Origin of the sequence: Microbacterium phosphatis (genome assembly GCF_049177115.1) — a bacterium.
In the GTDB taxonomy this organism is placed as follows: domain Bacteria; phylum Actinomycetota; class Actinomycetes; order Actinomycetales; family Microbacteriaceae; genus Microbacterium; species Microbacterium phosphatis.
The window spans coordinates 2,415,712-2,429,525 of record NZ_CP185370.1 but is presented as its reverse complement, the minus strand read 5'-3'; the positions used below and the strand labels follow the sequence as shown (position 1 = coordinate 2,429,525).

Sequence of the window (13,814 nt, the reverse complement as noted above, 5' to 3'; positions counted from 1 at the left end):
ACGCCGCGGGCATGGCCCCTGCCCGCCTCACGCGCTGGATCATCGGCGTGGTCGTCGGCGGGGCGTTCCTCGTGCCGCTGGTCGGCACCTTCCTCTACACGCTGCGGGATCCCGCGGGCGGCGTGACCCTCGCGCACTGGGCGAGCCTGTTCGATCCGGCTCACGCGGCGACGCTGCGCCCGATCCTGCTCGGTCTCGGCAACTCGCTGATCCTGGCCCTCGTGACCGTGGCGATCGTCCTCGTCGTCGTGACGCCCACGATCATCCTCGTGAACCTGCGGTTCCCCGCGCTGCGCCGGGCATTCGAGTTCGTCGCCCTCCTGCCGATCTCGATCCCCGCGATCGTGCTGGTGGTGGGTCTCGCCCCGATCTACCTGCAGATCGGGCGCGCGCTGGGCACGGGCGCGTGGACGCTCGCGTTCGCGTACGGGATCACCGTGCTGCCGTTCGCGTACCGCGCGATCCAGGCATCGCTCGACGCGATCGACCTCCGCACCCTCACCGAGGCGGCGCGGTCGCTGGGGGCGGGCTGGCCCGACGTGGTGCGCCGCGTGCTCGTGCCGAACCTCCGCCAGGGCCTGATGGCCGCCTCCCTCATCTCGGTGGCCGTGGTGCTCGGCGAGTTCACCATCGCCTCGCTGCTGAACAAGCAGGTGCTGCAGACCGGCATGGTCGTGGTGCAGAAGCAGGACGCCTTCGCTCCCGCGATCTTCACCCTGCTCTCGCTGGCCTTCGTCTTCGTCCTGCTCCTCATCATCGGATCCGTGAACACCGGATCCCCGGGCGCCCGCGTCCGCAAGAACACCACCCGGAAGGCCTCCTGATGACCGCGATCGACGACGCCCCGCGCGGGCTGCCGCGCACCGCAGACAACGCGCTGCTCGCCGAGGCCGGGACCGGCACGCGGGTCGAGTTCCGCGGTGTGGTGAAGGACTACGGCCCCACGCGGGTGCTGCACGGCATCGACCTGGACATCCGTCCCGGCGAGTTCGTCTCGCTGCTCGGGCCCTCGGGCTGCGGCAAGACGACCGCCCTGCGGGTGCTGGCCGGCCTCGAGCAGGCGAGCGGGGGATCGGTCCTGCTCGGTGGGCAGGACGTCTCGGGGGTGCCGACCAACCGGCGCGACATCGGCATGGTGTTCCAGGCCTACTCGCTGTTTCCGCACCTGCGGGTGGTCGACAACGCGGCCTTCGGCCTGCGCCGTCGTGGCGTGGGCCGCACCGCCGCGACGCGCCGCGCGGGCGACGCGCTCGACCTCGTCGGCCTCGGGCACCTGGCCGACCGCTTCCCGCACCAGCTCTCGGGCGGCCAGCAGCAGCGCGTGGCGCTCGCCAGGGCGCTCGTGACCGAGCCGCGGGTGCTGCTGCTGGACGAGCCGCTGTCGGCGCTCGATGCCAAGGTGCGCGTCCAGCTGCGCGACGAGATCCGCCGCATCCAGCTGCGCCTGGGCACAACAACGGTCTTCGTCACGCACGACCAGGAGGAGGCGCTCGCCGTCTCGGACCGGATCGCCGTGATGAACGCGGGCCGGATCGAGCAGATCGGCACGCCGGAGGACCTCTACCTGCGCCCGGAGACCCCGGGGGTGGCGGCCTTCGTGGGCCTGTCGTCGGTGGTGCCCGCGACCGTGTCCGGCGGGATCGCCTCGGTGCTGGGTGCCACGGTGCCGGTGGTCGGGGAGGTGGCCGACGGGGAGGCGGAGGCCTTCATCCGTCCCGAGAACGTGCGGCTCGGCGGGCCGATCGCCGCGGTCGTGCAGGAGTCGACGTTCCTCGGGAGCATGCGCCGCACGCTGGTGCGCACCGAGCAGGGCGCCCAGCTCTGGCTGCAGCACCCCGTGGCCGAGCGCCTCGGCTTCGACGAGCGCGTGACGGTGGGCATCGCGCCCGTGCCCGTGGTGGTGCGCCCCCGAGGCTGAGGGCGCCCATAGCCGGGCGCGAGAGAATCGGCGGGTGACCTCGCAGACCGCCCCCGCCGCCCCTCGCGCCCGCTGGGCGATCCTGCCCGCGCTGGTGACCGTCGGCGTCTACGTCATCGCCCTGTGGGTGATCGAGGGCGTCGACACGGTGATGGGCGGCGAGCTCGACGGCGGCGGGATCCTGCCGTGGCGTCTCGACGGCGCATGGGGCATCCTGTGGGCGCCCCTGCTGCACGCCGGGTGGCCGCATCTCATCGCCAACACGGTGCCCGCCCTCGTGCTCGGCTTCCTCGCGCTGGCGGTCGACTACCGCAAGGGGCTCGCCGCGACCGCGATCATCTGGATCGGCACGGGCGCGGTCGTCTGGCTGACGGGCGGCATCGGCACCAACCATCTCGGGGCCAGCGGCGTCGTCTTCGGGTGGCTCACCTACGTGATCCTGCGCGGCGTCTTCAACCGCAGGATCCTGCAGATCCTGATCGGCGTGGCCGTCGCGGTCGTCTACGGCGCGATCCTGTGGGGTGTGCTGCCCGGCCAGACTGGCGTCTCGTGGCAGAGCCACCTCGCCGGCGCCGTGCTGGGCGCGCTCGCCGCCATCTGGCTCCGCGAGAAGCGCCGCTGACGCCGCGCGCCCTCATGGGCGCCGGGCGCACCGCGCCCCACGCAGAAGCGGCCGGCCCCGAGGGGACCGGCCGCTTCGTCAGAACGGGCTCAGGAGAGCGCGCGCTGCATGAGGTCGGCGTGCTCGGTGGCGTGGATCTTCGACGAGCCGGACGCCGGCGAGGCCGACGCGGCGCGCGAGACGACGCGGACCGAGCGACCCTTGAGGTGCTTCGCGGCCTGCAGCGCGATGAACGGCCAGGCGCCCTGGTTCTCGGGCTCGTCCTGCACCCACACCAGCTCGGCGTTCGGGTAGGTGTCGAGCACCGCGTTCAGCTCGTCGACCGGCGCGGGGTAGAACTGCTCGAGGCGCACCAGCGCGATCGAGTCGTTCGGGCGCTTGTCGAGCTCGCTGCGCAGATCCCAGTGGATCTTGCCCGAGTGGAGCAGAACGCGGGTGACCTTGCTCTTGTCGACGTCGCGGTTGTCGTCCAGCACCGGCTCGAAGCGGCCCGACGTGAAGTCGGCGACCTCGCTGGTGGCACCGCGCAGGCGCAGCATGGCCTTGGGCGTGAAGACCACCAGGGGCCGGCGCGGGCGCGCGTAGGCCTGGCGGCGCAGCAGGTGGAAGTACGACGCGGGGGTCGACGGCCGCGCCACGGTCATGTTGTCCTGCGCGCACAGCTGGAGGAAGCGCTCGATGCGGGCGGAAGAGTGGTCCGGTCCCTGGCCCTCGTAGCCGTGGGGGAGCAGCATAACGACGCTCGACTGCTGGCCCCACTTCTGGTCGGCGGCCGAGATGTACTCGTCGATGATCGACTGGGCGCCGTTGACGAAGTCGCCGAACTGCGCCTCCCACAGCACCAGCGCCTCGGCGTTCTCGACCGAGTAGCCGTACTCGTAGCCGAGCGCCGCGTACTCGCTGAGCAGCGAGTCGTAGACCCAGAAGCGACCCTGGTTCTCGGACAGGTTGCCCAGCGGCAGCCACTCCTGGCCGTTCACGCGGTCGTGGAAGGCGGCGTGGCGCTGCGCGAACGTGCCGCGACGGGCGTCCTGGCCGGCCAGGCGCACCGGGGTGCCCTCGAGCAGGAGCGAGCCGAAGGCGAGGAGCTCGCCGAAGGCCCAGTCGATCTGGCCCGAGCGGCTCATCTGCACGCGCTTGTCGAGCACCTGCTGCAGCTTGGTGTGCACCGTGAAGCCCTCGGGCTTGTTGGCGTGGGCGTCTCCCACCTGCGCGATGATCTCGGCGGGCACGCCGGTGGTCTCGGGCTCGCCCACGGGCTCGACCTCGACGGGACCGTCGGCGTCGACGATCGGGATGGACCCGGTCTCGGCCGCGTGGGTCTCGGCGAACGCGATCTCGAGGCGCTCCTGGAAGTCGCGCTTGGCCTGCTCGTACTCCTCCTCGGTGATGTCGCCGCGGCCGACGAGGGCCTCGGTGTACAGGCGGCGCGTGGAGCGCTTCGCCTCGATGAGGTCGGTCATGAGCGGCTGCGTCATCGACGGGTCGTCGCCCTCGTTGTGGCCGCGACGGCGGTAGCAGACCAGGTCGATGACGACGTCGCGGTGGAACCGCTCGCGGTACTCGAAGGCGATCTCGGCTACGCGGGCGACGGCCTCGGGGTCGTCGCCGTTGACGTGCAGGATCGGGGCCTGGATGGTCTTGGCGACATCCGAGGCGTACACCGACGAGCGGCTGTCCTGCGGCAGGGTCGTGAAGCCGACCTGGTTGTTGACGATGACGTGCACCGTTCCACCCGTGCGGTAGCCGCGCAGCTGCGACATCTGCAGGGTCTCGACGACGACGCCCTGGCCGGCGAAGGCCGCGTCGCCGTGGACGAGGATCGGCAGCCACGTGAAGGATCCGACCGGCTTGCGGTCCTGCTTCGCGCGGACGATGCCCTCGAGCACGCCGTCGACGGTCTCGAGGTGCGACGGGTTCGCCGCCAGCAGCACGTCGAGCGTGGCGCCGTCGTCGGTGACGAAGACGCCCTCGGTGCCGAGGTGGTACTTCACATCGCCGGAGCCGCGGCGGTTGCCGGGCAGCAGCCCCTCGAACTCCTGGAAGACCTGGCCGTACGTCTTGCCCGCGATGTTCGTGAGCACGTTCAGGCGGCCGCGGTGGGCCATGCCGATCGCGGCGCCCTCGAGGCCAGCCTCGGCGGCGCCCTCGAGGATGCGGTCGAGGAGCGGGATGAGCGACTCGCCGCCCTCGAGCGAGAAGCGCTTCTGGCCGACGTACTTGGTCTGCAGGAAGGTCTCGAACGCCTCGGCCTCGTTCAGCTTGCGCAGGATCCGCAGCTGGTCGTCGTGGTCGGGCTTCTGGTACTTCTTCTCGAGCTTCTCCTGGAACCACTCGCGCTGCTCATGGTCCTGGATGTGCATGTACTCGATGCCGGTCGTGCGGCAGTACGAATCGCGCAGGACGCCCAGGATGTCGCGCAGCTTCATCGTGCGCTTGCCGCCGAAGCCGCCGGTGACGAACTCGCGCTCCAGGTCCCAGAACGACAGCCCGTGCGACTCGATCTCGAGGTCGTGGTGCAGGCGCTGGACGTACTCGAGCGGGTCGATGTCGGCCATCAGGTGGCCGCGGACGCGGTAGCTGTTGACGAGCTCCAGCACGCGCGCGGCCTTGTCGACGTTCTCGGCGAGGTCGCCGCGGACGTCGTTCTTCCACACGATGGGGGCGTAGGGGATGCGCAGCGACGAGAAGATGCCCTCGTAGAAGCCGCGCTGCCCGATGAGCAGCTCGTGCACCTTCTTGAGAAACTCGCCCGATCCGGCGCCCTGGATGACCCGGTGGTCGTAGGTGCTGGTCAGCGTGATCGTCTTGCCGATCGCCAGCTCGTTCAGCGTGCGCTCGCTGGCTCCCTGGAACTCGGCCGGGTAGTCGAGGGCGCCGGCGCCGATGATGCAGCCCTGGCCCTTCATCAGGCGCGGCACCGAGTGCACGGTGCCGATGCCGCCCGGGTTGGTCAGCGAGACCGTGGTGCCGGCGAAGTCGCCCGCGGTGAGCTTGTTGCCGCGGGCGCGCTTGACCAGGTCCTCGTACGCGACGAGGTACTCGGAGAAGGAGAGGGTGTCGGCGGCCTTGATGCTCGGCACCATCAGCGCGCGCGTGCCGTCGGGCTTGGGCAGGTCGATGGCGATGCCGAGGTTGACGTGCGCCGGTGCGACGACCGACGGCTTGCCGTCGATCTCGGCGTAGAAGACGTTCTGGCTCGGGAACTCCTTGAGCGCCTGGATCAGCGCCCAGCCGATCAGGTGGGTGAAGGAGATCTTGCCGCCGCGCGTGCGGGACATGTGGTTGTTGATGACGATGCGGTTGTCGATCATCAGCTTCGCCGGGATGGTGCGCACGCTCGTCGCGGTCGGGACCGTGAGCGACTCGTCCATGTTCTTGGCGAGGGTCTTGGGCATGCCGCGCAGGACGGTGACGACGTCCTCGGCCGGCTTCTCGGCCGGCTCGGCGGGTGCCGCGGCCTTCGCCTTGGGGGCCTCGGCCGGGATGGGGGCGGGGCGAGCGGGCTTGGCGGTCGTGCGCGCGACGGGCTGCTGGCCGACGACCGGGACCGGCGCGGTCACCGGGTGCGCCTCGGCGGCGGGTGCGGCGGCAGGGGCCGGTGCGGCAGCCGGGGCCGCGGCGGGTGCCGCCTGACCGGGCTGGGCGGAGTGGTAAGCCTCCAGAACGGGCCACCACTCCTTGTCCACCGCGTTCCTGTCGACGATGAACTGCTCGTAGAGCTCTTCGACGAGCCACTGATTGGCTCCGAACTCCCCCTCGTTCGCAGTTCCGGTGCCCGTTCCCTGGCTCGACACGGCCGATTCGCCTTCTTTCATCAGTGAAAAACCATGCTCGGCGCAGCCTGGCTGCGCGGCACGCGTATGCCGTAAAAGCCTATCCCAGTTCGTCTCGCGCCTCCCCCTGAGCGCCTCGTGGCCAGGGCCCTCACAGGCGGTGTGCGCCATATCCGAGGGTGTCGCTAAGTTGGGCGGGAATGCGGGCACGCAGGGGGCGGCTCGCGATACACGAACGGAGGATCCTGTGGATCCCTTCACGATGCTGTTCACGGTGGGGCCGATCGTCGTCGGCGCCATCGTGCTGCTCCTGATCGTGGTGCTGCTGTTCCGCGCCTGGTACCGGATCGCGAAGGCCGACGAGGCCCTCGTGATCGTCGGAAAGAGCCAGCGCGGCCTCGACGGCACCTCGTCGAGGATCACCGTGGTCACCGGCGGCGGCGCGATCGTCAACCCGATCACCCAGCGCGCCGAGCTGATCTCGCTGCGCGCGCGCCAGATCAACGTCGAGCCGACCGCCCAGTCCTCGAACGGCGTCACCGTCGATGTGACCGGCGTCGCCCTGTTCAAGATCGGCTCGGAGCCGGATCAGGTGCGCCGCGCCGCCGAGCGATTCGCCTCGCAGGACAACGCCATCGAGCAGTTCACCCGCGAGCAGTTGGAGGGATCGCTGCGCGGGGTGGTGGCGATGCTCACGGTCGAGCAGCTCATGCGCGACCGCCAGCAGCTCGCCGACCAGATCGCCGAGAACATCAAGGGCGACCTCGAGGCGCAGGGCCTGATCCTGGACTCGTTCCAGATCCAGGGCATCACCGACAAGAACGGCTACATCGAGGCCCTGGGCGCGAGCGAGATCGAGCGCGTCAAGCGCGACGCGCACGTGGCCAGCATCACGGCCCAGCGCGAGGTGCAGCGCAACAAGATCGCCACCGACGAGCAGAACCTTGTCGAGTACACGGCGTACCAGAAGAACACCGCCAATGCGAAGGCCGAGATCGGCCGCGCCAACGCCGAGGCCGAGGCCGCCGAGAAGCTCGCGCGCGAGAAGCTCGAGCAGGCGGTGCTCGAGCAGGCCGCCATGAACCAGTCGGCCAAGCTCGACGCCGAGGTGCGCCGCGTGGCCGAGGCGGCGACGTACGAGCGCCAGCAGAAGGCGGACGCCGAGGCGTACGAGCAGCAGAAGCAGGCCGACGCCGAGGCCTACTCGAAGATCAAGGAGGCCGAGGCGCAGGCGAAGATCGCCGAGCAGAAGGCCCTCGAGCTCAAGACCCGCGCCGCGGCGGACGCCGAGACGGTGCGCGTCGCCGCCGAGGCCGACGCGCTCGCCCAGCGCGCCGCCGCCGAGGCCGCCGCGTTCACGGCGCAGCAGCAGGCGCAGGGCACGAAGTTCCGTGCCGACGCGGACGCCGAGGCGATCCGCCTCGCCGGTGAGGCCAAGGCGTCGGCCATCAAGGCGGAGGCCGCGGCCATCGCCGAGCACGAGGAGGCCCTGATGGCGCAGCGGGCCATCGAGGCCGTGGTGCCGATGATGGCCGAGTTCGCGAAGGGCTACCAGCGCATCGGGACGGTCACGGTGCTGGGCGGCGGCGACGGTGCGGCCTCCACCCACCTCGCGAGCGAGCAGGCCGTGGGCATGCGCGCCACGTTCGACGCGGTCAAGGCCGCCACGGGGGTCGACCTCGCCGCGATCATCGCCGGCCGTGCGGTCGGCGAGGGCATCGGCGAGGGCATGCGCCCGGCCGTCGCGACCGCGTCCGCGGCGTCCGTGCCCGGCGCCCAGCGGGCCGCCGCGGCGGTCGCGCCGGACGACGCGCCGTCCGTCTGATCCACCGCCCGAGGGGCGCACGACGGGCCGGCCCGGGGACTCCCCGGCCGGCCCGTTCCGGTTCGCGCAGACCCTGGCAGCGGCCGCGGCCCCGTCCTACGCTGACCGCATGATCGCGGTCTCCGATGAGCTGGCCCACTGGCTGCTGGACGCCGACCCGGCCCTGCGCTGGCAGGTCGAGCGCGACGTGGTCGGCGCCCCCGAGACGACCTGGCGCGCCACCCGCAGCCGCGTCGCCTCCGAGGGGTGGGGCGCGGCCCTGCTCGCCCGCCAGGATCCGGAGGGCACCTGGGCCCGCGGCGCGCACTACCCGGGAGAGGGATGGCGGGTCCCTGCCGACCTCGAGGGGGAGCGCGGCGAGGACGCGCAGCCCTGGGTGTCGACCGACTGGAGTCTCGCTGCCCTCCAGGACTGGGGGCTGGACCCCCGCGTGCTCGGCGACACCGCCGACCGCATCGCGGCGAACTGCCGGTGGGAGTACGAGGACCTGCCGTACTGGGGCGGGGAGACCGACGTGTGCATCAACGCGCTCACCCTGCGGGCGGGCGCGTGGCTCGGGGTCGACGTCTCGGCGCTCGCCGCCTGGTTCGTGGAGCATCAGCTCGAGGACGGCGGCTGGAACTGCGAGTGGGTGGAGGGGTCGGAGCGCTCGTCCTTCCATTCCACGATCAACGCCGTGGCCGCCCTGCTCGACTACGAGCGGATCACCGGCGACACGGCGCTGCGCGCGGCGCGCTGGCGCGGGGAGGAGTACCTGCTCGCGCGGCGCCTGCTGCACCGCCTCTCGGACGGAGCCCCGGTCGGATCCTTCGCGACGCGCTTCGTCTTCCCCTTCCGCTGGGAGTACAGCGCGCTGCGTGCGCTCGATCGCTTCCGCGCGGCCGCCCAGCACGACGGCCTGCCGCCCGACCCGCGCCTGGCCGAGGCCGTCGACGTCGTGCGCGCCGCCCGCCGCCCGGACGGCCGCTGGATCCAGGAGGCGCGGGATCCGGGGCTCGTGTGGTTCCACATCGACGCCCCCGCGGGTGAGCCGTCGCGGTGGCTCACGCTGATCGGCACCCGGGCGCTCGACTGGTGGGACGCATCGGCAGGAGGCGCTCGGCCCATCCATAAGCACGCGGCCCTAGAATCTGAGACCTATGGACGACCCTCCCAGTTGTAGATCGCCCCACCGACCGACCTTCGCCCCCCACCCGGACGTGAGCGGAGGAGGATCGCCATGGATCTGATCCTGCTCGGCGTGGGGCTGCTGCTGACCATCGGAACCGGCCTGTTCGTCGCGAGCGAGTTCGCCCTCGTGAACCTGGACAGGGCCGACCTCGAGGCGCGCCGCGATCGCGGCGAGACCCGCCTCGGCATGACGATCTCGGCCCTGCGCCAGACGTCGACCCATCTCTCGAGCGCGCAGCTGGGCATCACGCTCACCACGCTGCTCACCGGCTACACCCTCGAGCCCGCGTTCACGCGGATGCTCACCCCGACGCTGACGTCCTGGGGTCTCTCCGACAGCGTGGTGCGCCCGGTGGCCACCGTCGTCGCCGTGACGATCGCCACGGTGCTGTCGATGATCCTGGGCGAGCTGGTGCCGAAGAACATGGCGCTGGCGCTGCCGCTCGCCACGGCGAAGTTCGTCGCCCCGTTCCAGATCGCCTTCACCACGGTCTTCCGCCCCGCGGTGGCCGTGCTCAACGGCAGCGCGAACGCCGTGCTGCGCTCGTTCGGCATCGAGCCGAAGGAGGAGCTCTCCGGAGCCCGCACCGCCGAGGAGCTCTCGTCGCTCGTGCGCCGCTCGGCGACGGCCGGTGTGCTCGAGGAGGACACGGCGAGCCTGCTGGATCGCAGCCTGACCTTCGCGCGCCTCACGGCCGCGGACGTCATGACCCCGCGCCCCCGGATGCACGCGATCGCCGCGGGCGACTCGGCCGAGGCCGTGATCGAGCTGGCGCGCCAGACCGGACACAGCCGCTTCCCGGTGTACGACGACTCGATGGACGACATCGTCGGCATCGTGCACCTCAAGGCCGCCGTGGGTGTGCCGCGCGAGCGGCGTCCCGACGTCCCCGCCGCCGCGCTCGCGACCGAGCCGCTGCGCGTGCCGGAGACCGTGCACCTCGACCAGCTGGTGTCCGAGCTGCGCTCGCGCGGCTACCAGATGGCGGTCGTGGTGGACGAGTACGGCGGCACGGCCGGCGTCGCCACCCTCGAGGACCTCGTCGAGGAGATCGTGGGCGAGGTCGCCGACGAGCACGACCGGCGACTGGCGGGCGTCGTCCGCCACCGCGACTCGCTGACCTTCCCCGGTCACCTCCGCCCCGACGAGCTGCGCGACCGCGCGGACGTCGAGGTGCCGGAGGACGACGCGTACGACACGATCGGCGGCTACCTGATGAGCGTCCTCGAGCGCATCCCGTCCGTCGGCGACGCGGTGCGCATCGAGCACGGCGTGCTGACGGTCGAGCGCATGGACGGCAGGCGCGTCGATCGGGTGCGCTTCACCCCCGACCCGCTGCCGGAGCCGGACCCGATCCTCGGTGCCGCCGATGAGAACGGGGGCGAGCGATGAACGACTGGGCCGGAATCGCGTGGCTCGTTGTGCTGCTGCTGTTCAACGCGTTCTTCGTCGGAGCGGAGTTCGCCGTCATCTCGGCGCGCCGGTCGCAGATCGAGCCGCTCGCCGAGAAGGGCTCGAGAGCGGCGAAGACCGCTCTGTACGCCATGGAGCGCGCGACGCTGATGCTCGCGACCTCGCAGCTCGGCATCACGATCTGCTCGCTGCTGATCCTGAACGTCTCGGAGCCGGCGATCCACCACCTGCTGGAGGGCCCGCTGCACCTGACGGGCATCCCCGAGGGCGCCGTCGCCACGGTGTCGTTCGTGATCGCCCTGGTGCTGGTCTCGTACCTGCACGTGGTGTTCGGCGAGATGGTCGCCAAGAACCTCGCGTTCTCGGTGCCCGACCGCGCGGTGCTGCTGCTCGCGACCCCGCTGGTGTGGGTGTCGAAGGTGTTCCACCCCGTGATCTGGGTGCTCAACTGGCTCGCCAACGCGATCCTGCGCCTGTTCCGCGTGGAGCCGAAGAACGAGGCCGCCTCGACCTTCACGCTCGACGAGGTCGCCACGATCGTGGCGCAGTCGCGTCGCGAGGGTGTGCTGGACGACGTGTCCGGCGCGGTGGCGGCGGCCGTGGAGTTCACCGACAAGAAGGCCAAGGACGTCGCGGTGCCGCTGAGCGAGATCGTCGCGCTCCCCGAGACCACCACGCCGGACGAGATCGAGCGCGCCGTGGCCACCCACGGCTACTCGCGCTACGTGATCGTCGACCCCGAGGGGCACCCCGTCGGGTACGTGCACCTGAAGGACATCCTTCGCGCAGCGAACGACGAGGACCTGCCTGCCAAGGCGGCCCGTCCGATCCCGTACAAGCGGATCCACCACATGGTGCCCGTGCAGGAGACGACCGACCTCGAGGACGCGCTCGCCCTGATGCGGCGCGCCGGTCGGCACCTCGCACGGGTGCGCAACGCCCAGGGCGAGACCACAGCGGTGCTGTTCCTCGAGGACATCCTCGAGGAGCTCATCGGCGAGGTCCACGACGCCACCCGGCGCCGGCGCTACTGATCCGACCCGGCGCCGCTGGCCCCTCCGGGGGTCAGCGGGCCGGGGCCCGGTGCGCGCGCCAGTACTGCGGCGGCCAGAGGTCGGCCGGGTCCTCGCCGAGCTCGGCGGCGGCGCGGAGGCCGAAGTGCGGGTCGCGCAGCCACTCGCGGGCCGCGAGGATCACGTCGGCGTGGCCCTCCTGCAGGATCTGCTCGGCCTGCGTGCCGCTGGTGATGATCCCGACCGCCGAGACGGGCGCGTCGGCGAGCTCGCGCACGCGGGAGGCGAACGGCACCTGGTAGCCGGGGCCGACGGTGAGCTGCTGGTGGGCCACGAGCCCCGCGGACGACACGTCGATGAGGTCGGCGCCGGCCTCCATCGCCCAGCGGGAGACCGCGGCGACGTCCTCGGGCTCGAGGCCGCCCGGCGCGGCGTCCGATGCCGAGAAGCGCACGAGCAGCGGCACGGCGTCGCCGGCCTCGGCGCGCACGGCGCGGACGATGTCCAGGACGAGGCGGGCGCGGTTCTCGAGGGATCCGCCCCACTGGTCGTCGCGGGTGTTGCTGAGCGGCGACAGGAACTGGTGGATCAGGTAGCCGTGTGCGCCGTGGATCTCGAGCACGTCGAACCCGGCGTCCAGCGCGCGGCGGGCCGCGGCGCGGAACGCGTCGACCACCGCGGCGATGCCGTCGGCGTCGAGCGCGACCGGCTCCGCGAGGCCCTCGTAGGCCACCGGCGAGGGCGCCACCGTCGTCCATCCGCCGTCGCCGGCGGCGACGCTGCCGTCGTGGCCGGAGAAGGGCCACCACGTCGAGGCCTTGCGGCCGGCGTGGGCGAGCTGGATGCCGGCGAGCGAGCCGCGGTGGTGGATCGCGTCGACCACCGTGCGCCAGGCGTCGCGCTGGGTGTCGTTCCACAGACCCGGGCACTGCGGCGAGATGCGGCCCTCGGGCACCACACCCGTCGCCTCGGCGATCACGAGACCCGCGCCGCCCGATGCGAACTGCGCGAGATGCACCAGATGCCAGTCGTTGGGCGCACCGACGGCGGGGCCCTCGGACGCGGCGCTGTACTGGCACATCGGCGCGACCCAGAGGCGGTTGCGAAAGGTGGTCTCACGCAGGGTGAGGGGGCTGAACAGCAGGCTCATCGGTCTCCGAGCGGGTCTAGCGTGAAGGGCATGGAAGCACGGGAGTGGACGGCGGCGGATGCCGCGCGGGTGCTGCGCGTTCCGTCGTCGGCCTCGCACAAGTATTCCCGAGGTGTTGTGAGCCTGCGCACAGGGTCGCCCCGGTATCCGGGCGCAGCCGTCCTGGGCGTCGAGGGGGCGGCGCGCACCGGGGCGGGAATGGTGCGCTGGATCGGCGACCCGGACGTCGCGCGGCTTGTGCTGCAGCGGCGGCCCGAGGTGGTGACCTCCGACGGACGCACCGACGCCTGGGTGGTCGGGTCGGGCACCGACGCCCGCACACGATCCGGAGCCGAGCGCGCGGCGCTGCTCGAGACCCTGCGGATCGAGGGCACCCCCGTGGTCATCGACGCGGGGGCCCTGGATCTCGCGGCCGAGGCGCGCGGGCCGTTTGTGGTCACGCCCCACGACGGCGAGCTGAAGGAGGTGCGCATCCCGCTCGGCCTCGGTGTCGACGACATCGAGGGCGACCCGCTGTCCGAGCGGCTGGAGCGCGGCTTCGACGAGCGGCTGCTGGTGGTGCGCGAGACCGCCGTGGCGCTCGGGGGAGTGGTGCTGCTGAAGGGCGCGGTGACGCTGGTCGCGTCGCCGACCGGCTGGTGGACCGCCGTCCGCGCGGGCACGCCCTGGCTCGCCACCGCCGGCACCGGAGACGTGCTGGCCGGGGTCATCGGCGCGCTCGCCGCGGCGGCCGCGGCGGAGGGCCCGATCGACGCCGAGGACCTGGCGCGGGTGGCCGCCACCGGCGCCTGGCTGCACGGCCACGCCGGCCGCCTCGCCGCCCGAGCGATCGACGGCCCGGGGCGGCCCATCACCGCGCTGGATGTCGCCGAGCACCTGCCGGCGGCGTGGGCGGCCGCCCCGCTCTCGGCCCCGTGAGCGACGAG

At 72.1% G+C, this 13,814-nt stretch carries 10 protein-coding genes; 8 read left to right on the top strand and 2 right to left on the bottom strand.

The window, feature by feature from the left end:
- The first annotated feature begins 11 nt into the window (after positions 1–11).
- From ACOKGD_RS11535 to ACOKGD_RS11525, 3 genes are read left to right on the top strand one after another with little or no spacing between them, the layout of a single operon-like run.
- Positions 12–824: an ABC transporter permease gene (locus ACOKGD_RS11535; RefSeq protein WP_342337466.1), complete on the top strand. Its 813-nt coding sequence runs from the start codon at positions 12–14 to the stop codon at positions 822–824.
- Positions 824–1,918 (top strand): ABC transporter ATP-binding protein, encoded by a 1,095-nt coding sequence (locus tag ACOKGD_RS11530; protein WP_342337465.1) that lies wholly within the window; start codon positions 824–826, stop codon positions 1,916–1,918. Before ACOKGD_RS11535 ends, ACOKGD_RS11530 begins: the two co-directional genes overlap by 1 nt.
- A gap of 34 nt (positions 1,919–1,952) precedes the next feature.
- On the top strand, positions 1,953–2,540 hold the full coding sequence (locus ACOKGD_RS11525) for a rhomboid family intramembrane serine protease (protein ID WP_342337464.1): 588 nt from the start codon (positions 1,953–1,955) through the stop codon (positions 2,538–2,540).
- 89 nt (positions 2,541–2,629) lie between these two features.
- Here the strand turns inward: ACOKGD_RS11525 and ACOKGD_RS11520 are convergent, their stop codons facing one another.
- A complete protein-coding gene (locus ACOKGD_RS11520) occupies positions 2,630–6,337 on the bottom strand; it encodes a multifunctional oxoglutarate decarboxylase/oxoglutarate dehydrogenase thiamine pyrophosphate-binding subunit/dihydrolipoyllysine-residue succinyltransferase subunit (RefSeq protein ID WP_342337463.1) in 3,708 nt (1,235 codons plus the stop codon).
- A gap of 226 nt (positions 6,338–6,563) precedes the next feature.
- Between ACOKGD_RS11520 and ACOKGD_RS11515 the strand changes: the two genes are divergently transcribed.
- The 4 genes from ACOKGD_RS11515 (at position 6,564) to ACOKGD_RS11500 (ending at position 11,759) form a co-directional block, all read left to right on the top strand.
- Positions 6,564–8,141 (top strand): SPFH domain-containing protein, encoded by a 1,578-nt coding sequence (locus ACOKGD_RS11515; RefSeq protein WP_342337462.1) that lies wholly within the window; start codon positions 6,564–6,566, stop codon positions 8,139–8,141.
- A gap of 112 nt (positions 8,142–8,253) precedes the next feature.
- Positions 8,254–9,303: a squalene cyclase gene (locus ACOKGD_RS11510; RefSeq protein ID WP_421355126.1), complete on the top strand. Its 1,050-nt coding sequence runs from the start codon at positions 8,254–8,256 to the stop codon at positions 9,301–9,303.
- A 57-nt stretch (positions 9,304–9,360) separates the two neighbouring features.
- Positions 9,361–10,704 carry a hemolysin family protein gene (locus ACOKGD_RS11505; protein ID WP_342337460.1) on the top strand — a complete coding sequence of 448 codons (1,344 nt, stop codon included), beginning with the start codon at positions 9,361–9,363 and terminating at the stop codon, positions 10,702–10,704.
- Positions 10,701–11,759 (top strand): hemolysin family protein, encoded by a 1,059-nt coding sequence (locus ACOKGD_RS11500; protein WP_342337459.1) that lies wholly within the window; start codon positions 10,701–10,703, stop codon positions 11,757–11,759. The genes ACOKGD_RS11505 and ACOKGD_RS11500 overlap by 4 nt, the downstream gene beginning before the upstream one ends.
- Before the next feature lie 31 nt (positions 11,760–11,790).
- On the opposite strand, the gene ACOKGD_RS11495 is transcribed toward ACOKGD_RS11500, so the two are convergent.
- Positions 11,791–12,888 carry an NADH:flavin oxidoreductase/NADH oxidase gene (locus ACOKGD_RS11495; RefSeq protein ID WP_342337458.1) on the bottom strand — a complete coding sequence of 366 codons (1,098 nt, stop codon included), beginning with the start codon at positions 12,886–12,888 and terminating at the stop codon, positions 11,791–11,793.
- A gap of 30 nt (positions 12,889–12,918) precedes the next feature.
- Here ACOKGD_RS11495 and ACOKGD_RS11490 point away from each other — a divergent pair, with 30 nt between their 5' ends.
- Positions 12,919–13,806, top strand: a complete 888-nt coding sequence (locus tag ACOKGD_RS11490; protein WP_342337457.1) for an ADP-dependent NAD(P)H-hydrate dehydratase — start codon at positions 12,919–12,921, stop codon at positions 13,804–13,806.
- The last annotated feature ends 8 nt before the right edge of the window (positions 13,807–13,814 follow it).